This is a genomic window from Rhodothermales bacterium (assembly GCA_039944855.1).
Classification (GTDB): domain Bacteria; phylum Bacteroidota; class Rhodothermia; order Rhodothermales; family JANQRZ01; genus JBBSMX01.
The window spans coordinates 1-20980 of record JBDUXZ010000026.1 but is presented as its reverse complement, the minus strand read 5'-3'; the positions used below and the strand labels follow the sequence as shown (position 1 = coordinate 20980).

19 protein-coding genes are annotated in these 20980 nt (G+C 68.0%); 10 read left to right on the top strand and 9 right to left on the bottom strand.

Annotation, left to right across the window (positions count from 1 at the left end; translation table 11 throughout):
* Window positions 1-620 (bottom strand): MBL fold metallo-hydrolase (locus ABJF88_14230; protein MEP0548089.1); only part of this gene is annotated, 620 nt, incomplete at its 3' end.
* Window positions 621-634: 14 nt separating this feature from the next.
* Window positions 635-2344 carry a patatin-like phospholipase family protein gene (locus ABJF88_14225; protein ID MEP0548088.1) on the bottom strand — a complete coding sequence of 570 codons (1710 nt, stop codon included), beginning with the start codon at window positions 2342-2344 and terminating at the stop codon, window positions 635-637.
* A gap of 262 nt (window positions 2345-2606) precedes the next feature.
* On the opposite strand from ABJF88_14225, the gene ABJF88_14220 reads away from it, so the two are divergent.
* A complete protein-coding gene (locus tag ABJF88_14220) occupies window positions 2607-3656 on the top strand; it encodes a competence protein CoiA family protein (GenBank protein MEP0548087.1) in 1050 nt (349 codons plus the stop codon).
* A 253-nt stretch (window positions 3657-3909) separates the two neighbouring features.
* Here the strand turns inward: ABJF88_14220 and ABJF88_14215 are convergent, their stop codons facing one another.
* From ABJF88_14215 to ABJF88_14190, 6 genes are all read right to left on the bottom strand, one after another.
* On the bottom strand, window positions 3910-7896 hold the full coding sequence (locus ABJF88_14215; protein MEP0548086.1) for a hypothetical protein: 3987 nt from the start codon (window positions 7894-7896) through the stop codon (window positions 3910-3912).
* Window positions 7897-7909: 13 nt separating this feature from the next.
* The gene (locus ABJF88_14210) at window positions 7910-8365 is read right to left on the bottom strand and encodes a helix-turn-helix transcriptional regulator (protein MEP0548085.1); all 456 of its coding nucleotides are present in this window, start codon (window positions 8363-8365) and stop codon (window positions 7910-7912) included.
* 66 nt (window positions 8366-8431) lie between these two features.
* Entirely contained in the window at window positions 8432-8983 is a 552-nt protein-coding gene (locus ABJF88_14205) for a hypothetical protein (GenBank protein ID MEP0548084.1), read from the bottom strand.
* Window positions 8984-9376: 393 nt separating this feature from the next.
* A complete protein-coding gene (locus tag ABJF88_14200; protein ID MEP0548083.1) occupies window positions 9377-9688 on the bottom strand; it encodes a DUF4062 domain-containing protein in 312 nt (103 codons plus the stop codon).
* 222 nt (window positions 9689-9910) lie between these two features.
* Entirely contained in the window at window positions 9911-10339 is a 429-nt protein-coding gene (locus ABJF88_14195; GenBank protein MEP0548082.1) for a type II toxin-antitoxin system VapC family toxin, read from the bottom strand.
* A complete protein-coding gene (locus tag ABJF88_14190) occupies window positions 10336-10614 on the bottom strand; it encodes a hypothetical protein (protein MEP0548081.1) in 279 nt (92 codons plus the stop codon). Before ABJF88_14190 ends, ABJF88_14195 begins: the two co-directional genes overlap by 4 nt.
* A 207-nt stretch (window positions 10615-10821) precedes the next feature.
* Between ABJF88_14190 and ABJF88_14185 the strand changes: the two genes are divergently transcribed.
* Both ABJF88_14185 and ABJF88_14180 read left to right on the top strand, forming a co-directional pair.
* Entirely contained in the window at window positions 10822-14175 is a 3354-nt protein-coding gene (locus tag ABJF88_14185; protein MEP0548080.1) for a DNA methyltransferase, read from the top strand.
* A gap of 158 nt (window positions 14176-14333) precedes the next feature.
* Entirely contained in the window at window positions 14334-14828 is a 495-nt protein-coding gene (locus ABJF88_14180) for a hypothetical protein (protein ID MEP0548079.1), read from the top strand.
* Between the two features lie 15 nt (window positions 14829-14843).
* Here ABJF88_14180 and ABJF88_14175 read toward each other — a convergent pair whose 3' ends face one another.
* Complete coding sequence (locus tag ABJF88_14175; GenBank protein ID MEP0548078.1) at window positions 14844-15227, bottom strand: helix-turn-helix transcriptional regulator; 384 nt, start codon at window positions 15225-15227, stop codon at window positions 14844-14846.
* A 199-nt stretch (window positions 15228-15426) separates the two neighbouring features.
* Here ABJF88_14175 and ABJF88_14170 point away from each other — a divergent pair, with 199 nt between their 5' ends.
* From ABJF88_14170 to ABJF88_14140, 7 genes are all read left to right on the top strand, one after another.
* On the top strand, window positions 15427-15660 hold the full coding sequence (locus tag ABJF88_14170) for a DUF2188 domain-containing protein (protein MEP0548077.1): 234 nt from the start codon (window positions 15427-15429) through the stop codon (window positions 15658-15660).
* Between the two features lie 65 nt (window positions 15661-15725).
* Window positions 15726-16781, top strand: coding sequence for a cyclic GMP-AMP synthase DncV-like nucleotidyltransferase (locus tag ABJF88_14165; GenBank protein MEP0548076.1), 1056 nt, complete (start codon window positions 15726-15728; stop codon window positions 16779-16781).
* A gap of 7 nt (window positions 16782-16788) precedes the next feature.
* Entirely contained in the window at window positions 16789-18573 is a 1785-nt protein-coding gene (locus tag ABJF88_14160; GenBank protein ID MEP0548075.1) for a ThiF family adenylyltransferase, read from the top strand.
* Entirely contained in the window at window positions 18570-19076 is a 507-nt protein-coding gene (locus ABJF88_14155; protein ID MEP0548074.1) for a Mov34/MPN/PAD-1 family protein, read from the top strand. Before ABJF88_14160 ends, ABJF88_14155 begins: the two co-directional genes overlap by 4 nt.
* Before the next feature lie 259 nt (window positions 19077-19335).
* Window positions 19336-20280 carry an SAVED domain-containing protein gene (locus tag ABJF88_14150; protein ID MEP0548073.1) on the top strand — a complete coding sequence of 315 codons (945 nt, stop codon included), beginning with the start codon at window positions 19336-19338 and terminating at the stop codon, window positions 20278-20280.
* The gene (locus ABJF88_14145) at window positions 20277-20537 is read left to right on the top strand and encodes a hypothetical protein (protein MEP0548072.1); all 261 of its coding nucleotides are present in this window, start codon (window positions 20277-20279) and stop codon (window positions 20535-20537) included. Before ABJF88_14150 ends, ABJF88_14145 begins: the two co-directional genes overlap by 4 nt.
* 219 nt (window positions 20538-20756) lie before the next feature.
* Window positions 20757-20980, top strand: a 224-nt coding sequence (locus tag ABJF88_14140) for a hypothetical protein (protein ID MEP0548071.1), incomplete at its 3' end; no start/stop codon positions are given.

Here is a 20980-nt window from a genome sequence, read left to right as displayed (position 1 = left end):
TCGCCGGCGATGAGGACGGAGCCGCCCCGGTACGAGATCCGAGCGGCGAGGCTCACCGCGTTCTTCTGCTCGCTCGTGCTCGTGAGCCCCCAGTCAGGCGGCGGCTCGGGGGCGCCGACGAGGAAGGTGACGAACGACTCGTCGTAGCGGTAGGTGGCCCCCGGGGGAAGCTCGGTGTGCTGGAGGTTGACCTCCTTGAACTCCCCCGCCAGGGCGCGCGCGGTGATCGTCGAGTCGAGGGCCCGCCACGTCTTGCTCGCCCCCTCCGAGAACCCCGTCCGCACGACGCGTCGGACGCGGCCCCGGTAGGCGTCGAGGAGGGAGAGGGCGTCGTTGAGGTGGTCGAAGTCGGGGTGGCTGATGACGAGGAGGTCGATCTCCTCGCCGTCGGGGACGATCTCGCGGACGCCGTCGAGGACCGGGTTGCCCGGGAGGTCGTCGCCCGCGTCGAAGACGACGTAGTAGTCGCCCGGGAGCGCGGCGATAACAGAGAGGGCCTGCCCGACGTCCAGCACGCGGATGAGCGCGGTGTCGTCGGGGAGGTCGGACTGCGCTCGGGAGGCGGGAGCGGCGAGCACGAGCGCCGCGAGGACGAGCGCGGTAAGGCGGGGTCTATACATGGGGTGTTGGGGGTCTATCGGTCGATGGGTTTTGCGGGACCGCGCCCCTCCCCTCTCTCGCGCAGCAGTGCCATGGGATCGTCCTTGAGGCGTGCCCAGAGGGGTTCGGCCGCGGTAAGGACGCGCTTCGCCTCGACGTGCTCTTCGTCCGCATCGCTGGAGGCCCTGTCGCTGAGTGAGGGCCCGTAGCCGTAGGTCTCCGCGAGGAACTCCAGGACCGTGAAGCAGGCGGTGGCCTGCCCGCACGCGACGAGGTCGCGGAGGTCGTCTTCGCGGTCGAACCAGAGCGTCGTCCCGAGGGCGTTGGACCGCCGTGCCAGCGCGACGAGCGCCGCGGTCGGTTCGAGCTCCGGGTGGTCGCCGTAGAGGGTGGGGCGGTTGCGGCCGAGGTCGTAGATGAGGTTGAACGCCACCCTGTCCTTGTACCCTTCGCCCTGGGAGAGGACGGCCTGGATGAGGCCGCGGATGCGCTTCATGAAGACGTTCGCCGTGAGCGCCGTGAACGAGCCCAGGCGGCTGCGCACGAGGTGTACAAGGTCCCGGACGCTCACCTCGCGGAGCGTGGGCCACGGGTCCACGCCGGTCTCGTTGCGCGCGTAGCGCATGAGGTCCTGGGCCTTGAGCCCTGCGAAGACCACGAGGAGCGCCGTCCCGAGCGCGAGCGCGATGGGGACGCCGTAGACCAGGAGGTCGTGGCCCCACGCTATCCCGCGTGCTTGCACCTCGCGCACGAGGTCCACCCCGAGGCTCCCGATCGACAGCACGGCGACCACGAGCAGGGCCACAGCGAGACGAGGCACCGCTTTGAGCGGGAGGCCCCCTGACTTCTCGGCCTCCGCCTGGGGGGTGTAGAACGCCTCGGACCCGCGCTCGGGGCTGCTGTCGGAGACTAGGAGCCAGCCGAGTTCTACGCCGCTCCGCCTGTACACGGTGGTGATGCCGTCGACGCCCTGGTTGTCGTAGACCCCGCCGTCCATGAGCGGGAGCGGCGTCCGGTAGCCGTCGCCGAGCGCATCGCGCACGGCCGGCAGCGGCTCCGTCCATGCGAAGTCGTCCGGGAAGAGGATCGGCTCGAACGCGATGGGGAAGCAGGACGACGCCGCGACGACGTCCGCGAGGCGGATCTGCCGCCACAGCGGGTCGGGGATCCTTAGGTCGCCGCTGCTGCCCACGTAGCCCGGCGCTCGTCGGCTGGTCTGGAAGCGGAAGGCCCGGCCGCCCCGGAACTCCGTCGCGCTAAAGATGAGCTCGTCGGGCGTCTTCGGGCTGCCCGCCAGGTCCCCGAGCGTGGCGTCACCTACGAAGTCGCTGTCGGCGTAGACGGTGGCGGCGGCGCGGATGAGGCTCGGGACGGGGTGGCCTCGACCCTCTCCCTCCTCGAGTCCGGCCGGAGCTTCGTGGAGCCGGTCGAAGGCCTCCGCTACGACGTTGCGGGTCCGGAGCGCCTCGTAGGACCGGGCATAGAACACGTCGAAGGGCTCATCCCGCGTCCGGCTCAGCGCGTAGGCCGCCCCGATGATCGTCCCGCCCGAGATGGTCGAGAGCGTGCGGATGCGATCGGCGAGGCCGAGGCGGGTGAGCACGTCGAGCACGCCGAGGTGGAAGGCGGCGGCGCGGTAGCCGCCCCCGGAGAGGCAGAGGGCGAAGTCGCCCGTGAACGGGTCGGCGGCGAGCGGGTCGGTTGCCAGCAGGACCGGGAGAGGCTGCGCGGGCTGCGTGTCCATAGCGTCACGGGGGCGTGAGTACGTAGGTGACGGCGCTGCATCTCTCTGGCTTCAGAAAGGACGAAGCGGAGGGGCACGTGCAAGGGCTCGGTGGTACTTAGGGTACCTGGGTGCCAACTTGCTGGCATATGGTCATTTATACCAAGGTAACATGCCTGCCCATAGGGCTCGCTCAGTAGGCGTCATTCCCTCGACGCAACGCCTGGACCTTTTAGTGTGCCCTTCGCTACGTCGATACCTCGCTCAACCCAAAGCCTCTGCGATGTCACCACGGTCTGTCCAGTACCTCTACGCGCGCGATGCCGCGGATGCCGTCGTCAGCGCTGAGGTGCTCTTGGCGGAGCGGGAGGCGTGGGCGGAGCCGTTCCGGTGTCTGGGGTGCGAGGCCGAGCTCGTCGCGAAGGTTCTCGGGAAAAAGAAGGCGAAGCACTTCGCGCACAAGCCGGGGACGACCTGCGCGCCGGAGACGTACCTCCACCGGCTCGGGAAGGAGGTCTTCCGTGAGACGTACCTCGCGTGCCTGGCGTCGGGCGACCCGTTCTCGATCACGCTCACGCACCCGCGCGTCTGCACCAAGTTTCGGTCGTTGCTGCGGAGGCGGTGCGATCACGGGACGGCAGAGCGGACGTTCGATCTCACGCGGTACTACAACGGCGTACGGATGGAGAAGCGGGACGGGGCGTTCGTCCCCGACCTCCTCCTCTTTAGCCAGGACGATCCGGAGCGGAAGCTCTACGTCGAGATCGCCGTGACGCACTTCCTCTCGGAGCCGAAGCAGGCGTCGGGCGAGCGGATCATCGAGATCCCGGTCGAGCGCGAGGAGGACATCGTGCGCATCCGCGCGCGGCACCTGAGCGAAAAGGAGGCCCGCTTCGTAGGGTTCGCTCCTCAGCCCGCCGAGGTCGTCGATGCCGAGTGCGCGTGCGGCTCCCGGGTGTTCTTCGCACTCATCGTGTACGAGAGCGGGAAGAGTATCCTGAAGCAGGAGACGTTGCCCGAGCTCGTCGTGTGGCGCAAGCGGCTCGGGAAGAAGATCACCTACGCGCGATTGTTCGAGCCGCGGCACGTAGAGGAGTACGGTCTGACGCTGGATCGTGCCGGTTCGGTGTACGTCGACCTGTTGGCGGAGGCGCAGGAGAAGGGGTTCCCCGTCCGCAACTGCTTCCTGTGTCGATACGGCGCGGTGAGTTGGGACAGCTTCTCGGATCAGGGGGCATTCTGCAAGATCACGCGGCGGTCGGTCAATTCGAACCTCGCCGTGCGTTGCGAGAAATACAAGCGTGGTGACACCCCTGTCAGGCTCCGCCCGTAGGTGCCTACGACAACCTCGGCCTCCTGCCCTCTCGCCGTGCCAAAGCCCCACTCAACTTCGTCTCCGAACTCATCTTCGTCTTTGATGGGGCGCTCCGATGAGGAGTCGCGCACCGACGGGCCTCTTAGGCGAGCTCCTCCGCTGTCCAGCGTCCTCCAGGGCCAAGTAGGTGCACCGTACGAGCGGGCTCATCAGCCTGTTCGAGGACGACCGATTCGGCGGAGCATACGGGGGTCTCGAGCGCGACGAGCAGCTACGACTCGATGTGTTCATGGATGCTCGCCCTTCGAGCGATGTCCGCTAGCAGCCCACGAACGCCCTCCGATAACCTTACACGTGTTTCCATGGAGAGCAGCGACTGAGCCGCCCCTCGATACCCGTGGCAACGATCCCCTGTGACGATCGCCGCGACACTAGGACCGAACTCCTCGCTGAACACTTGGATCAGGGCAAACTGTAGAACCGTCGTCTTCGCATAGAAGCGGGTGTCAGGATCCTCGGAGTGCAATGCGAGAGCTGCTGCCGCTGTCGCTCGATTGGCCGCGTCTTCTCCGTCGTTAACCATCCGCTGCCGGAGCAGCGGGGCTGCGCGGCGGTCCCCCCGCTCAAGGCTCGACGCGAGACGCGCGGTTTCCTCCCACCGCCGGACAGCGCGTGTGCCTTCATCTGCAGGACCGAGCCGACTCAGCGCGTCCTCCACCCAAGCGGCAACAGGGAGCGCGTGAAGGCGTCGCTCGGCCGCCGCTGCAATGCTCGCGAGGCCGAAGGCGGTTCGCGCCACCTCATAACGGAACCGGTCCGCCTCGTTCTCCGGACGCCCAGCGCCGAGCGCAGCGCGCCTGAACGACTCGTGGATCGTCCCGATGAGGTCCGGATCTCCCGACTTAATCGCAGCCACCGTGATTCTCTGAGCCCGGTCGTGAGCTACCAGACGGTCCTCCTTTCCCTCGGACATCAAGAGGAATTTCTCGGTGACCCCTACCTCGACTCCAACGAGATCCTCGATGTGAGCAAGCCTTCCCCATACCAAGACCGGGGAAGCGGGGGCTTCAAAGTCGGCATGGTCGGGTTCGGGCCGGCTGAACACCCCGACATACGGAGCGGCATACCCCTCCGGCGCAGGCTGGTGGGTCAGCTCCTGCTCGATTAGAACGAGCGTGTGACCGACCCTCCCTCGGAGCACACCGAAACCCTGTTGCGCCGGAGCGTCGTCGAGTGCTTCTAAAACCTGCGTAAACGCTGCGATCGATTCGGAGTACCGACCGGCTCTGTACAAGGCAAAGGCCCGATCCGCCCTGTATCCGGTCGGAAGCGGCGACGAGATGCCAGCGAGTTCTTCGTCCGCGACGGCCGCCCCCCGCTCAGCCAGGCGAGCGGCCTCCTCCCATCGTCCGACCATCCCGGCCGAGCGGACGGCATCCTGATAGGCGTATGCTCGCATCGTGTTCGCCCGCCCGATGCCCGATGCCCATCGGGGTAGGACCCGGCGGTACACATCGAGAGCGGCTTCGTGCTCTCCGTCGAGCACAAGCATTTTCGCTCTGTACTCCTCCAGCTCGGGGCGCCCGGAGTCGCCTCCATCGAGGACAGCGAGCGCCGCGTCACGGTCGTGGAGGTATTCCCGAAGCACCGTTGCCAGCGAACGCCGAGCGCACGTACCGAGCGCGCTGAACCCTTGAGCCCTAGCGTATCCGATGGTCCTTTGAAGGGTCGCAACCACAGCGTCCCAATCCACTTCGCCACCGGCTTCGTCTTCGCGCGATGCGGAAAGCCAAGTGCCATCGGTGACCGCAGCCGATGCGGGTACATCGTCTCTAAAGAGGGGGGCGAGGGTCCGTTCGAGCACGGGCTCCTGTTCGACGGCGTCCAGCAAAAGATCTAGGTGTTTCGCCGTCCGGATGCGGACGGCCAGCACGCTCATCGTAGGCCCGACGACATCGTCCAGCGAGCCTATCTCGGCGTTCTCGTCAAACGGTGGAGACAAGAGCCCCGCACGCTCGGCAGCGGCTTCCATCTCCCGGAGCAGACCATCTTCCGCGATCCGGGCGACCGTCGCGGCTTGCCGGAGAATGAAGGGGAGGTGCTCGGGGCCTTCGACGGCGAGCACGGCCTGGGACGCGAACTGATATCGGAGCATCTCGGAAGTGAGCGCGACGCCGACCGTTCCGGCCGCGTCCAACTCCAGCAGCGCAGCCTGGATAGCCGCGACAGCCGCGTCCTCTTTCCCGAGTGCGAGCGACACCCGGACCTGGAGTTGTCGGAGGAAGAGGCTGACGAGAGGATCAGGGGGGTAGAGCGGTCTTGGCTCGCCATCCGTAGCTGCGTAGGCCAGCCAGGAGATCCACTCAGCCAGGGCCCCGAACGCGTCCTCATCGAGGTGCGTTACGGATTGGAAAGCCGCGATGAGCGCCTCGTCGCACTCCCCTGCAAGCCCGTGCAAGAGGAGCCCGTTCAGGGCCCGGGGAGTGAGCGTCGGTTCGAGGAACGAGAGGGCAGCGGCGTGCTGGAGCCGCTTCACGGTAGCGGAGTCGAACTGGCTTGCGTAGCTCTTCCCTAGGAGCGGCGAGACTCGGAGGTGTTCGTCGTCCACACGTTCCAGCCACGGCCCCGTCAGGATGTCGAGGGCCGCGCCCGCCATGGGGATTGCGGGTGTGGTCCCGGCGAAGCGGAGGGCCTGCGCCCTCGTGAACGGTCCGACGTAGACGCTGAGGCGGTACGCGAGAGCGGCTGCGTCGAGCTGGTCGAGTTGGGCGACGAGGCGACGCCGCGCTTCCCTCTTGACCCGCTCGATGGGCGGCGGTGTCCCGAAGAGGTCGGCGGCGGCGACGCGCCCCCACCCTCGTTCGGCGAGGTTGCGCGCGTGGGCGGCGGCGAGTTGCGGGTGCCCACTGGTTTGGATCTCGATGACCCGAGCCCACTGTCCCGCACGATCGTCCGGGCATCCGTGAGCGGCACACAGCTCCCGCAGCTCGTCGGCAGAGAGGGGGGGGACCTCGACGTGTGCTTGAGCGCTGCTCTTCCCTACAGCCGCGAGGACCGCGTCGGGAATGGGTGTCTGCGACGTGACGAGGACCCGCCCTCCCCTCCTCTGAACGGCACGGACGAGCCCGGTCAAAGGCCGATCGAGGCGACCTGCATCAGCCGCGGGCATATCGTCTACGACCACGGCGCAGCCTTCCGGGAGCTGCTCGACTGCGAGCATGGCGAGGTCGAAGAGGTCCGCCGCGTCCGCCTCCCCCTTTCCCCTCAGGTCGAGCCGGACCCATGCCCCTCCAGCCTCGGCGACGAGTGCGGCGAGGGTGGACTTTCCCATGCCGGAGGACCCCGTGAGGGCGAGGATCTCAGAGCCTGCGAGCTGCCGACGGACGTCATGAACGAGGCCCGCCCGAGCCACTGGGGTGCGGACCAGGACCGTTGCGGAATCGCTAAGGACTCGCTCCACGCGTGCAGCCAGTGCCCCGCTCCCCCCACCCGGGGCCGCGAGGACCGACCTCGGCGTGAGCACGGCCGTCGCCTCCTCGAACGTCTCGAGGAACGATCTCCGGTCGAGGCGGCGATCCCCCTCCGACGTCACGACGTCCCAGGCGCGGGTATAGAGGGCATCCACGGCGGGCTTGCTCTGACCTGGACTGAGCCCCAGCCGGTCCCCGTGGAGAACGACCCGCCGCTCTACGCGGTCGCGGATCCCCCACCGTTCCGGCTCGTCGGTGACCCACCGGACCCGCCGGACGAGCTCGGAACGCACCTCGTCGTCGGTCGCGGACCGGAGAAACTCCCCGAGGTCCCTACCCAGATCGAGCTCCCCCAGGAAGGCCCGCAGGTCGGAGAGGTCGCACAGGGGCGACCGACCCTCGTCCCATACGTCGAGTCCTGCCCGGTCTCCGAAAGGCCTGCCGTCCTCGTTTCCCCTCCTGGCCGTCGTGATGAGCGCGTAGGTGACGGTGAGATCCCGGTTCGCCTCGCGGTGGGTCCAGAAGTGGCGCAGAGCCGACTGCACGGCCTCAGACCGTAGAGTGAGGGGGCGAGCAAGCGCCTTCACCTGCCCAGTCTCGGCGCTCCCCGATGACACGCGGTCCACGTCTTCCGCTGCCTCCAGGAAGAGCGCCTCGTCACCCCTCAGCGAGGTCCACAGATCGACCGACTGCCAGATCTGATAGTCGAACCCCTTGACAGCCCCGGTTGCCTGGCGGCGGGGGTCCCCCCGTGGGGGACGTACGTCTGACGAGTCGTCCTCCCTCATGCCTGCACTCGGGCTATGCGTACTCCGCCGGGGTGTCGTCCGACGCGAGGAGGCTCTCGGCGCGGGCGGTGAACCGGACGCCGAGGGCCTCCATGATCCGCTGCGCGCGCTCGACGGTGACGGCGCGGTAGTCGTTCCGCTCGTCGCGCGAGACCTGGGAGGGGTCGACGCCGAGGCGCTCGGCGAGGTCGGCCTGGGTGAGGCCCCGGGCGATGCGGGCCCCCACGAGCCAGCGGCCGATGGCCGTGAGCGACTGGAGCGGGCCGAGGTCCCCCCTCTTCATCTTGTCGTAGGCGTCCACCTCCTCTTCGAGCTGGGCGTGGAACGAGAGCATCGGCTGCATCGCGCGCTCGACCTCGTCGTCGGAGAGGCCGAGGCCGGCGAGGTGGTCGCGCTGAGCGCGGATCGTCTCGGTCTCCTCTTTCAGGCGCTGGAGCGCCCGGCGGTACTCGGTGTCGGTGCGGATCATGGCGCTGCGGTGTTGGAGTGATCGTGTCAGGGAGGCGGAGCGTGTCGCGGGCTCGCTCGGGGGCGATCAATCGGGGAGGAGGCGGACGATCCCCTTCTCCTCGTCGGTCAGGCGTCGCTCGCGGAACGCGGCCGGGAAGGTCTTCGGGTGGCCGAATCTGTTGGTAATCCCGGACTGTTGGAACTCGCTGTAGTGGGGGTAGAACTCGACGCGGTAGGCGTGCCACATGGGGAGCTGACGTTTGGTGTATCCCCGGTAGGGGCGGCGCGTGGCGGGGTCCCACGTCCAGACGCCGTGGGGGTCGAGCGCGTTGAGCTCGCGCTGGAGCTCGCCGGTGGCGACGCGGCGGACGTCGCAGACGAAGTAGCCGTCGATGTCGTTGGGGTGCGGTTTGTCTTCGGTGAACGAGCCGTCGAGGAAGACCTCCGTGATGCCGGCGGTCCAGAGCTGGCGGACGAGGATCTCGGCTTGGTCGACGAGGTGGTTCCGCCAGTCGTCGTCCCACTCGGCCGGTCGGGCCGGTGGGCCCCAGACGAGCGGGGAGGCGCGGAGGTCCACGAAGGTGGCCGGGTGGTCGCCAGGCGGGAGAAGTCCACGGTCGTCGAAGGGAGGGATCACGGGGTTAAAGTTGACTCTATGTTCAATTATACGATATAATGACATCCATGTCAAGTTCAGAATTCCCGACACGCTCCAGCCGCAGCCGTGCAACCCTGCTTTTACAGAGCCGTCTCTCGTATCGGTCGCGGGTTAACCGGGTGCCGCGAAGGCCTGATAGGGAGGGTGCCCCTCCCCCACCTGCCTGCACCATGAGCCGTCGACCCAAGCCCCTCAAAACATGCATGAATGCCAGCGGGTACGCCGAATACTGGGACGAGGGCGAGGGCCGTTGGCGGCTAACGCACCGGCGCGTAGCCGAGAAGAAGATGGCGGGGCGATCCGACGGGGCTACGAGGTCCACCACAAGAGCGGGTACAAGCGGGCCAACCGGCCGGAGAACTTCGTCGCGCTCTACCCTCTCCTGCACGAAAACACGCGGACGAGTAGCTTCCGATGACGCGCCGCCCGTAGTTCCTCCTCCACGACGAGCAGCCTATACGTGGCCGGCCCCCCTCCCCGCTCGCCGACGATCAGGAGGAGCGCGTCGGAGGAGGCGACCAGGTCGAGGCACGCCGTTCGGGAGGAGACGCCCTGCGAGGACCAGTCCTCAGCCATGATGGGCTCGCCGCCCCCTGCCGTGGTGCCTGCCCGTGCGGCCTCTCGGAAGGGTTCGAAGTCCGCCATAACCGAGCTCACGAACACTCTGGGTTTCGCGTCGCTCATGTCTCCCCCCTCCTTCTCGAGAAGCCCGACCGCTCGGCGATGACTCCGTCGGCGAGAGAGCCCAGCGTGAGCGGCTGCGGGTGGTGGCGGGACAACGCGGCCATCCCCCCGCGTTCATGGCGCCGCGTGGGGCTCTGGAGGGCGTACGCCGACGGATCGACCAGCGGCGCGAGCGACGCTCGGACACGGCTGCTGTGGCTGATGAAAACCCGTATGCGCTCGTCAGCCATCGCCGCCCTCGAACCAGTTCTCGACGTGGAGGCCGTCGTAGCCCGCGAAGTCGCCGGTGTTGCGGGTGACGAGGATGAGGCCGCGCGAGGCGGCCACGGCCGCGATCATGCCGTCGAGTGCGGGGCGCGGCTTCCCTTGTGCTTCGAGGCGTGCGCGCTGGCGAGCGTGCCACTGCGCCGCCTCCGCATCGTAGGGCAGCACGGGCAGCGACGCCTGAACCACCTCGGTCATGTAGCGCGCCAGCGCATCGCGCCGCCGACCCGGTGCAAGCCGCTCCACGCCGTAGAGGAGCTCGTGCCAGACGGCGCTCGCGATGGCCCCCTCCTGTTCGTGGACGCGGTAGCGTTCCTGCACGCGGGGGTCTGGCTGTGGACGAACCAGTTCCGAGAGGATGTTGGTGTCGAGGAGGTACCGGATCACGCCCCGTCCTCCGCGTCCTCGAAGTCCTCGAAAGGGGAGGGCCGTCCGGTCTCCCGGCTTCGCAGCCCCTCGAAGAAGTCGTCGTCGAAGGGTGGGGGGCCGTGCTTCTTGAGGAAGGCCTCGTGCGCTTCGAGGAAGCTCGGGCGCGCCTCGTCGAGCGCCGTCTCCAAGAGCCGGATCGCCTGCTGGTTGAGGCTGCGCCGTTCCGCCTCGGCCCGCTCGCGGAGGCGCGTCATCACGTCGTCGGGGATGCCTTTGAGGGTGAGGGAGGCCATGGGGGTCACCGTTTTGGTTCCGTTTCGGGGAATATACATCTGATCCTCCCCCGCACGTCGTAGCGTCGAGCGTCCGACGTGGGGAGCGGCCGCGGTGGGCCGGCTGCGAGGTGGCATGGCGGGCGGGGCAAGGGCATCGTGCCCCACCGCGAAGTAACGAGGGTTACCTTAGAAGTTGCCCTCCCTTAGCCCTCGGTAGTAGCACGAATGCCCTCCCCTGCCAGCGAGCCGGACATCGAATCCTTCATCGAGAAGTGGGAGGCCGCCCAGGCGTCCGAGCGGTCGAACGCGCAGTCGTTCCTCACCGAGCTCGCCGTGCTCGTCGGGGCCTCTCCGCCGGGGGCCTCGACGGGCGACGTGAGGCGGGACGCGTACGTGTTCGAGCGGCCGGTTCGGTTCCACGACGGGCCGAAGGAGTCGGTCGGGTTCGCCGACCTCTACAAGCGCGGGGCCGTGGTGCTCGAGACGAAGCAGGGGGTCGATGCCGAGCGGGCCGCTCAGGGTAAGCGCCAGCGGAAGGGGCACGGGGTCCGCGGGACGGGGGCCTGGGAAGCCACGATGGAGGCGGCGAAGAACCAGGCGGCCCGGTACGCCCGCAACCTGGAGCCGGCCGAACCGGTGCCCCCGTTTCTCGCCGTCGTCGACGTCGGGTACTGCGTCGACCTCTACGCCGACTTCGGCGGGACCGGCCGGCTCTACGCCCCGTTCCCGAGCGCCGAGGCGTACCGGGTGAGGCTCGACGACCTCTGCGACCCGGCGGTCCGCGAGCGGCTCCGGCTCGTGTTCGAGGACCCGTACGGGCTCGACCCCGCCCGGCGCCAGGCGGCCGTGACGCAGCGGCTGGCCGAGCGGCTAGCCGAGCTCGCGGCATCGCTCGACGCCGACGCACCCGACGACGAGCAGCAAGCGGAGCGGACGGCCGGGTTCCTCACGCGGTGCCTGTTCTGCATGTTCGCCGAGGACGCCGAGCTGCTTCCGGACCGGGCCTTCAGCCGTCTCTTGGAGGCCTACCGCGACCGTCTCGACGTGCTCCCGAGCGCGCTGTCGTTGTTCTTCCGAGCGATGGACGAGGGCGGGTTCGTGATGGGCGTCGACGTGACGGTCCCCGAGTTCGACGGCGTCCTGTTCCGCGACCGGTGGGCGCCGGCGCTGGACCGGGACCAACTCGACGGTCTGCTGGAGGCGGCGTCCATGGACTGGCGCGAGGTCGAGCCGGCCATCTTCGGGACGCTCGTCGAGCGGGCGCTCGACCCGAAGAAGCGGCGGCATATGGGGGCCCACTTCACGCCGCGGGCCTACGTCGAGCGCGTGATCGGGCCGGCCGTGATCGAGCCGCTCCGCGAGGAGTGGGAGGGCGTGCGGGCGGCGGCGCGGGCGGCCGAAGCCGAGGCCGAGGAGGCGACGAAGCCGCAGGCGGTGCGGGCGAAGCGGGCGGAGGCGCGCGACCTGATCTCGGGGTTCTTGAGTCGGCTCGCGAGGGTGAGGGTGCTGGACCCGGCGTGCGGGTCGGGCAACTTCCTCTACGTCACGTTCGCGGGGCTCAAGGCGCTGGAGGGCGAGGTCCGGGCGGCGCTCCGGCGGTTCGGGCAGACGGAGCGCCTGGAGCTCGAGGGCGTGGCCGTCACGCCGCACCAGATGCTCGGGATCGAGCTCGGGGCGCGGGCGGCGGCGGTCGCCGACCTCGTGCTGTGGATCGGGTACCTCCAGTGGCACGTGAGGACGCACGGGGACGCGCAGCCGTTGCCGGAGCCGGTCCTGAAGGGGTACGGCCAGGTCGAGCACCGGGACGCGCTCTTGGACGCCGACGGGGGCCGGGCGGCATGGCCCGAGGCCGACTTCATCGTGGGCAACCCCCCGTTCGTCGGGAAGGGCCAGCCGATGCGGGAGTCGCTGGGCCAGGAGACGCTCGACCGGCTGGCGACGGCGTACCCCGAGGTGCCGGGGTCGGTCGACCTCGTGATGTACTGGTGGGAGCGGGCGGCCGAGGCCGTGCGCGCCGGGCGCGTCCGGCGGTTCGGGCTCATCACGACGAGCTCGGTCACGCAGACGTTCAACCGGCGCATCGTCGAGCGGCACCTGGACGCCGATGAGAACCCGCTGGCGCTGTCGTTCGCGATCCCGAATCACCCGTGGGTGGACGACGGGGCCGACGTCCGGATGGCCGTGACGGTCGGCGTGCGGGCGGCGGAGTTCGACCCCGGGGCCGGGCGGCTGGCGACGGTGGCAAGCGAGACGCCGACGGCCGACGGGGTGCCCGACGTCGAGCTGGCGGAGGCCGTGGGCGAGATCAACGCGGACCTGAGCATCGGCGCCGACGTGACGCAGGCGGAGAAGCTGGAGGCGAACGAGGGGCTAGCGAGCTTCGGGATGATGCTCGCTGGCCGCGGCTTCCTCGTCTCACCCAAGGAGGCCAGATTGCTCGGCCTTGGCAGCGTCCCTGGAACTGAGCAAGTTGTCCGACCAACCCTGAACGGTAAGGACCTCGCTAAGCCCGCGCGCGACAGGTACGTCATCGACCTCTACGGATATGAGGCCGACGAGGCGCGCGAGAGCTTCCCCGAGATCTACGAGCACGTCGTCCGAGAGGTGAAGCCCCAGCGAGACGGCAACCGAGACAAGCAGCGCCGGGAGCGGTGGTGGCTCCACGGTCGGACGAATGAGAACCTCCGCGCGGCGCTCGAAGGGCTCGGCCGGTTCATCGCAACGCCGGAGACGGCGAAGCATCGGGTGTTCTCGTTCCTCGACGTGGAGATCCTCCCTGAGCACAAACTGGTCGCCGTCGCCATCGACGACGCCTACCACCTCGGGGTCGTGTCGAGCCGAGTCCATGGTATGTGGGCGCTCGCAGCGGGTGGGCGGCTCGGCGTCGGGAACGATCCGGTTTATAACAAGGGCAAGTGCTTCGAGACCTTCCCCTTCCCCGTCCCGACCGAGGCGCAGGAGGCCGAGATCCGGCGGCTGGGCGATGCCATCGACGCACACCGAAAGGCGCGCCAGGCGGCGCACCCGACGCTCGGGCTGACCGACCTCTACAACGCCGTCGAGGCGCTCCGCGCGGGCCGCGCGTTGGATGAGACGGAGCAGCGAGCGGCCGACGCCGGGCTCGCCCACACGCTCCTCGACCTCCACCGCCAACTCGACCGGGTGGTCCTGGAGGCATACGGGTGGAGCGACCTCGACGCCGAGGCGAAGACGTTCGAGGGGGCCGTACTGGACCGGCTCGTGGCCCTCAACGCCGAGCGTCGCGAGGAGGAGCGTCAGGGCGTCGTGCGGTACCTCCGGCCGGCGTTCCAGGACCCCGACGCGACGAGCCAGGCGGGGCTCGCGCTGCCGGCGACGGTGGCACCGGAACCCGAGGCGGCCGAGCCGCGGCCGTGGCCGTCGGGGATGGCAGCGCAGACGGTGGCGGTCCGCCAGGCGGTGGCCGCGCTGGGGTCGGCCGACGCCGGGAGCGTAGCGGCGCGGTTCCGGGGGGCCGGGCCTAAGACCGTGACCCCGGTGCTGGAGACGCTGGCGGAGCTGGGGCTCGTGCGGGCCGAGGCAGGGCTGTACGTGGCGTAGGGGGATGCGCTGGGCTTCGAATACGGGGGCCTATCCTCCCGGCCAGTGCTCAGGGTACGGCGCGAGTCGTAGGCTCACGTCCATCCCCGACGCCCCAATTGCCTCGCGAGTCCGGTTATGCTGTAGCGGTAGCGGACCATGTCGAGGCTGGCCGTGAAATGCTCGGCGACCTGCTCCGGCGTGCGCCGTCTGTACACGTGATGAGCCAGGGCCGGGCGTGGGAGCTGAAGGCACCCCCCCAGCCAGGCGGCCTCTTCTTCGTGATCCTCGACGAACTGGCGAAGGGCCAGCCCTCCGCCCAAGTCGAACGCGGTGCTGGGGTGTTCGCAGAGGAGGTGGGCCATCTCGTGCATGAGGCTGCTCTCCTGGCGGGCTGGACTATGCGCCGGGTTATAGGCGATGAGGCGTACGCCGTCGCCCGAGAGCACGAGGGCCGACCAGCCGCACTCGCAGCAACTCAACCAGTCCGCTGCGCTCTGGAGAAGCCCCCCTACTCCGCCCGGCCGTACCACCTGATAGCCGAGGTGCCCGGCGAGTCGCCGCGCTGGAAGGGGATCGGTGTCCTGGAGCTGGAGATCGAGCCGGAGTTTGATCGCCCGTCGTTCCGCTTTCGATTTGAACCCTCGCTTCATCGTCCTGCTGCTTATCGGTAGATCGCTTCTCGGGGCCTACTCATAAACGGACTCGTCCTCGATGTCCCCGCGCTTTGCCGCTGCATACGCCGTGCGGATCATCGTGACGAGGGCGTCGCGGGTGCGCTCGTCGAGGGTGCGGTCGGCCCGGAGTTGAACGATGACATCGTCCGGCAACCGAGTCTCCTGCGCTGCCACGCCACCGGGGTCCCGTGCGAAATACGTCGCAGGTCGACCGAGCCAGCGGCACAGTCGGAGGTAGGTGTCGAGGTCGGGGAGGTTCCCTTTCTCAACGCGCGAGAGGGTCGAGGAGCTGACGCCGCCGATCTCAGACGAGGCGGCGCGGACGCCGAGGTTCTGGTCTTTGCGACGGTCGCGGATCGCGGCGGCCAATCTGGCGGTGTCGATCTCGTGCGGCATGACAGATAGGCGACAGTGGAGGGGAGTAGGGTGAAGGTAAGCATATCGCCGCACATCGTACAATGGCCCGCGTGCGACACGTAGGACAGTGTGGCACTAGTGACTATATTGGCATTCTACTTGCGGGAGCGCCAGACGCCCATGCGGCTCCAGCACGGGGTTGCCTTCGACTCACCCGCCCAGACCTACTACTACTCATATGCCCAAACACACGCCCTCCAGCGTCCACACCACGCCGAACAAGAACGGCGCGGGATGGACGAACACCGCGAACGGCCAAGTCACGAGCACGCACCGCACGCAGGCCGCCGCCGCGGAAGCCGGTCGTTCTCAGGCCCGTGCTGCGGGCGCGGAGCACCGCATCCATGGTCGGAACGGTCAGATCCGCGAGTCGAACTCGTACGGGAACGACCCGCACCCGCCTCGCGGCTGATCCACGGGGGCGACGGCACAAAGCCGTCGCCCCCTCTTCTTTCTTGTAAACCCTATCACCCAGACATGGCCGACGTACAGAAGCAGTTCACCCAGTTCCACGACGCTATCAAGCAGAAGCGGTTCGAGGACGAGCAGGTCCTTCGCGATAAGCGCGATATCGTCCGGAAGAAGCTCGACGACAACCTCCCGGCGGTCTTCGAGAAGTACGGTGAGGAGGTGCCGACGTGGACCTGGCGCGACCAGGGGTCGTACGAGATGGGGACGGGGACGAAACCGCTCTCGGGTGACTTCGACATCGACCAGGGGCTGTACTTCTCCCTCTCCGTGTCCGACGTCGACCCCGTCACGCTGAAGAAACGGGTGCACGAGGCGCTCGACGGCCACACGAAGAACGTCGAGGTCCGCCAACCGTGCGTGACGGTGTGGTACCACAAGGCGAACGAGCGCGTCTACCACGTCGACATCGCGGTCTACTCCGAAGCCGGGGCGAACTGGTTCATCGGGGATCAACTCGCCGTGGGCCGGCTCGGATCGTCCGAGGAGAACAAGGGGTGGGAGGCGTCCGACCCGAAGGGGCTCTCCGACGAGATCTTCGAGCGGTTCGGAGGGGAGGACCGGAAGCAGTTCCGGCGCGAGGTCCGTTACCTCAAGCGGTGGAAGGACCACAAGTTCTCGTCAGACGGGAACGCGGCCCCCAACGGGATCGGGCTGACGGTGGCCGCCTACCACTGGCTCACGAACGAGTACGTCGACGAGTACGCGAACGGGAAGGACGAGCCCGACGATCTCGCTGCCCTCCTCGGCCTGGTGAAGGGGATGCTGGGGCGGTTTACGTCGACGTATCACGAGGGCGCCTTCGCGCGGCGGCTCGCCGTCGAGCTCCCGACCTCTCCGTACTCCGACCTCTTCGCCAAGATGACGAACGTGCAGATGGGGGCGTTCGAGGAGAAGCTCGAGAAGCTCCGCGACGCGCTGGAGTACGCGCGGGACGAGGTGGATCCGGTGGACGCCTGCAAGCGGCTCCGCAAGGAGTTCGGCGACGATTTCCCCGTGCCGGAGAAGAAGTCCACGGCGCGGGCGACGGTCTCGCCCATCTCCTCCTCCAGCAACGCGGCCTAGGAGGCCCGTGCCCGGACCCCTCACTTCCGACGAGCGCGAGCGCGTCCTCCAGGACGTCGCTGCCAGCGGGCTGCTCCGGTCGCCGTTGCGGCCGGACGGCACCGGTGGCATTCTCGCGGGCGACCTCGTCGGCCGTGTCACCGTCGGTGGCCGGGAGGCGCGAGTGGGGATCATGCTCGAGGCGCGGTTCCCGCTCGCGCTGCCCCGACTCCTGCTCTATCCGTGGGACGCCTTCGGTCACATCCCGCACGTAGACCCCGTAGACGAAGAGAGCGGGGTCGGACTGATCTGCTACCAAGACAGCGAAGGGATCATCCTCGACCGACGGCGGCCGGCGGCCCTCGCGATCGAGGCGCTCCGCCGCGGGCTCGACCTGCTCGCGGACGGAGCCAGCGGTCGGAACCGAGCCGACTTCGCCGAAGAGTGGGAGGCGCACTGGGCGCGGGCCGGCGGGGACTCAGTGCGCTGCGTGGTCGATCCGCCCGGCCGTGTCACAGACCTCGCCGTGGTGACGTGGCGAGGTGGGACGGCCGGCGAGCCGGTGGAAGTCCGCTACCTCGCCGAACGTGCGTCGGACCTTCCCGGCTACGACAAGTCGCTATCCGGCGAGGGGCTGCCCACGCGTCGTGCGCTCTACGTGCCGCTGGCCGCGGGTGCCACGCCGTCTCCTCCGCCTCCGCTCGGCCCTTTCTGGACGGCCGAAGAGGTATGCGCGTTCATGGGAGCCAGCCTCCCCGGTGGACGGCTCTCCCACGTCAAGAAGCGCGCGCGGCGTATGCGGCGACGCACGACGCAGGAGACCGAGCTCGTGGTGTTCTCCCTCCCCCGGCCCTCCGGGGGGGCGACCCTCTTCGGTGTCGAGTTCGCGGGCGTCCAGGCCGACCACCCGCTCTTCGGCGGACGATGCAGCGGCGTGCGTCCCGTTCAGGTTCTGCGCCGCGACTGCGCCTATCTCGTTCCCCGAGGGGGAGCGGACGACGCGCTGAGCCGGAAGCGGGCGCTCGTCGTGGGGTGCGGCGCGGTAGGCGGCCACATCGCCGTGCAGCTCGCGCGAGCCGGCGTCCTCGACCTCACGCTCGTCGATCCCGACGTACTCCGCGAGGAGAACGTCTACCGCCACGTCCTCGGGAAGACCTACTGTGGGTACAAGAAAGTCATAGGATTGAACGTCCACATCGAGCGCGAGCTCCCGTACACCACCGTCGATGCCGTCGGAGAAAACGTCCTAGATGCGGTCGCGTCCGGGCGGGTCGTGCTCGCTGATTACGACCTCGTCGTCGTCGCGCTCGGGAGCCCCACGGTCGAGCTCGACCTCAACGAGCGGCTGTGGTCAGAAAAGCACGGCCCGCCGACGGTCTTTACGTGGGTGGAGCCCTACGGGATCGGGGGACACGCCCTGCTCGTGCGTCCCGGCGAGCGCGGGTGCTTCGAGTGCCTGTACACGCCGCCTGCGCCCTCGGCTGCTCCGCTCTCGAACCGAGCTGCCTTCGCCGGTCCGCCACCGCCGGGGCGGTCGTACGGCAAAGCGCTCTCGGGATGCGGCAGCTTGTTCACGCCTTACGGCTCGGCAGACGCCCTCCAGACGGCACTCCTAGCGGTGAGGCTCGGGGTCCGGGCACTTACCGGGGTGGAAGGCGAGAGCCCGCTGCTCTCCTGGCAGGGTGATCCATCGGCTTTCGAGGAGGCCGGGTTCTCCGTCACCGCCCGTCACCGCCGGAGCGCCGCAGGGTTAGAGGAACAGCGGTGCGCCTACGTGTCCTCGCGTTGCCCCATCTGCGGGGTGGAGCCATGACCACGACGGAGAGCGCGCCGGTCACCGCGACCAAGCTCGTGTTCGCGCGCTCGGGAGGCGGACGTGTGCAACTCGGCCCGTCGGCGCTGTACGCGATTCGCCGTCACCTCCAGCTCGGCCTCGACGCGGCGGAGGCGGGGGGCGTCTTGCTCGGCCGCTACATCGCCGGCACGGCCGACGTCGTCGTGGACGCCGTGACCGAACCGATGGCCGGCGACCGCCGATCCCGTGCGCGGTTCTTCCGGCACCGCAGAGGCCACCAGCTTGCTATCAAATCCGCCTGGTCCGAGAGCGGCGGGACCTCTGCGTGGCTCGGAGAGTGGCACACGCACCCCGAGCCCGACCCGTCGCCCTCGTTCATAGATCGGCTCGATTGGCGGCGGAAGCTGACCGTCGACCGCTACGAAGAGGCGTTGTTCTTCCTCATCGCTGGCACAGATCGACTGCGGGCTTGGGAAGGTGCCCGCCATCGACGAGTGTATGCCTTACCCCACTTCACCTGAACTTTGCGTGATGTCTAATACGTCATGGAAGAAGGGCCAGCGTCGGCCTCATATCAAGCTGAGCACGAAGCTCGAGCTTTGGGCCCGATCGTCGGGGCGGTGTGAGTTTCGCGGGTGCAACGTGCGTGTGTTCCACGACGACCTGACGCAGGATCGTTCAAACCTGGGGACCATCGCTCACATCGTAGCCTACAGCCCGAACGGGCCTCGCGGCCATCTTACCCGTTCCGGTCAGCTCGCGACGGACATCGACAACCTCATGCTGACCTGCAAGAAGCACGGCGATCTCATCGACGACCTCGACCTCGTCGAGAAGTACGATGAGGATCTCCTTAGGACGTTCAAGCGCGAACACGAAGAGCGAGTCCGCATCCTCACCGATGTGAGGGACGACAGGCAGTCCCACGTGGTGTTCTTCCGCGCGCCCGTAGACGGGCGCGACCTCACGATCGACGAGCGGAAGGCGCACCGCGCTCTCCTTCCGAACTATCCGGCGGAGGAACACCCGTTTGACATCGACCTGGCCGGTATCGGCATTCCATCGAGCAGTGCGGGGTTCTACGAAGTGATGCGAGAGGCGCTTAAGCAACAAACCGGGGATCTGCTGCGCCGGAGGGCTGGACGGAGTCGGCCGCGGAGCTTGTCGGTGTTCGCGATTGCGCCGATTCCTCTCCTTGTGCAGTTTGGTCGTTACATCGGCGACGTTCAATCTGTCGACTTGTATCAACACCACCGGGGTCCTCGTTCTTGGTCCTGGGCTGACGAGGAAGAAGAAGAAGTCTTCTACGAGCTTACGGGGCCTGGGAGAGACGACGAACACGACTCTCCGCTTGTAGTCATAATCTCGGTGAGCGCTCGCGTCCGACCGGAACTCGTGGAGACACTCTTCGATGGCGCTCCGATCATATACCGACTCGAGGCCACCGACGTCGTAGAAGAGCGTGTCTCAGGACGCGACTTCCTCCGGTCTAGAACTCGGCTCAACGTGTTCGCTTATGAGTTTAGACGGCTTCTGGACTTGATTAGGAGTCGTCACGGCCATGCTCGACCTGTGCATCTGTTTTCGGCGGTCCCTGCTCCCATCGCCATTGAAATTGGCCGCAACATCAAGGATGTCGATCCGGAATTTATACTGTACGACTACCGGAAGAGCACGAACGGTTACGCACCCGCGTTCGCCATTAACTCGAGCACCCACTCATGAACGAACCGCGTCTTTTCACCCTCTACCGACGGAGCGACGAATCCGGGGTTAGCGGAACGGGACGCGTGCTTGACGGCGTCGTGTTCCATAACGGGAAGGTGGTCGTTTGCTGGCGTACCGACCTCCGTGGCGGGCACAGTAGCATCATTATCTACGACGACTGGGAAGCCTTCGAAGCGGTCCACGTCGCCCCCCACCCACCGGAGCAGACGGAGATCGTATTCGCAGAAATTGGAGGCCATCTGCCGCAGCGGTGAGAGCTGTGCTGGGACCGCGTGGGTACTCTGCGGCTTTCGGAGCGGGACGGGTTTGCTGGGTTTCCCAGGGGTGGGCGTCTGGTGCTGACGGAGGGCTGACACCGCTGCACCCGTTCCTCGGGGCAGTCCCCTCCTCCAGCCACAGCCCCCTTCGTGCCCCCTCCCCTCCCCCGCCGCCGCGTGACTGACGGCGAGGCCCTCAGCAAAGCCCCACGCCGGCTGTTCTGCCTTGTCGACTGCTCGAACTTCTACGTCGCGTGCGAGCGGCTCTTCCGGCCCGACCTCGCGGGCGTGCCCGTGGCCGTGCTCTCGAACAACGACGGGTGCGTGGTGGCGCGGAGCGAGGAGGTGAAGGCGATGGGGGTGACGATGGGCGCGCCGTTCTTCAAGGTGCGGGAGCGGCTCGAAGCGGAGGGCGTGGCCGTGTTCAGCTCAAACTACGC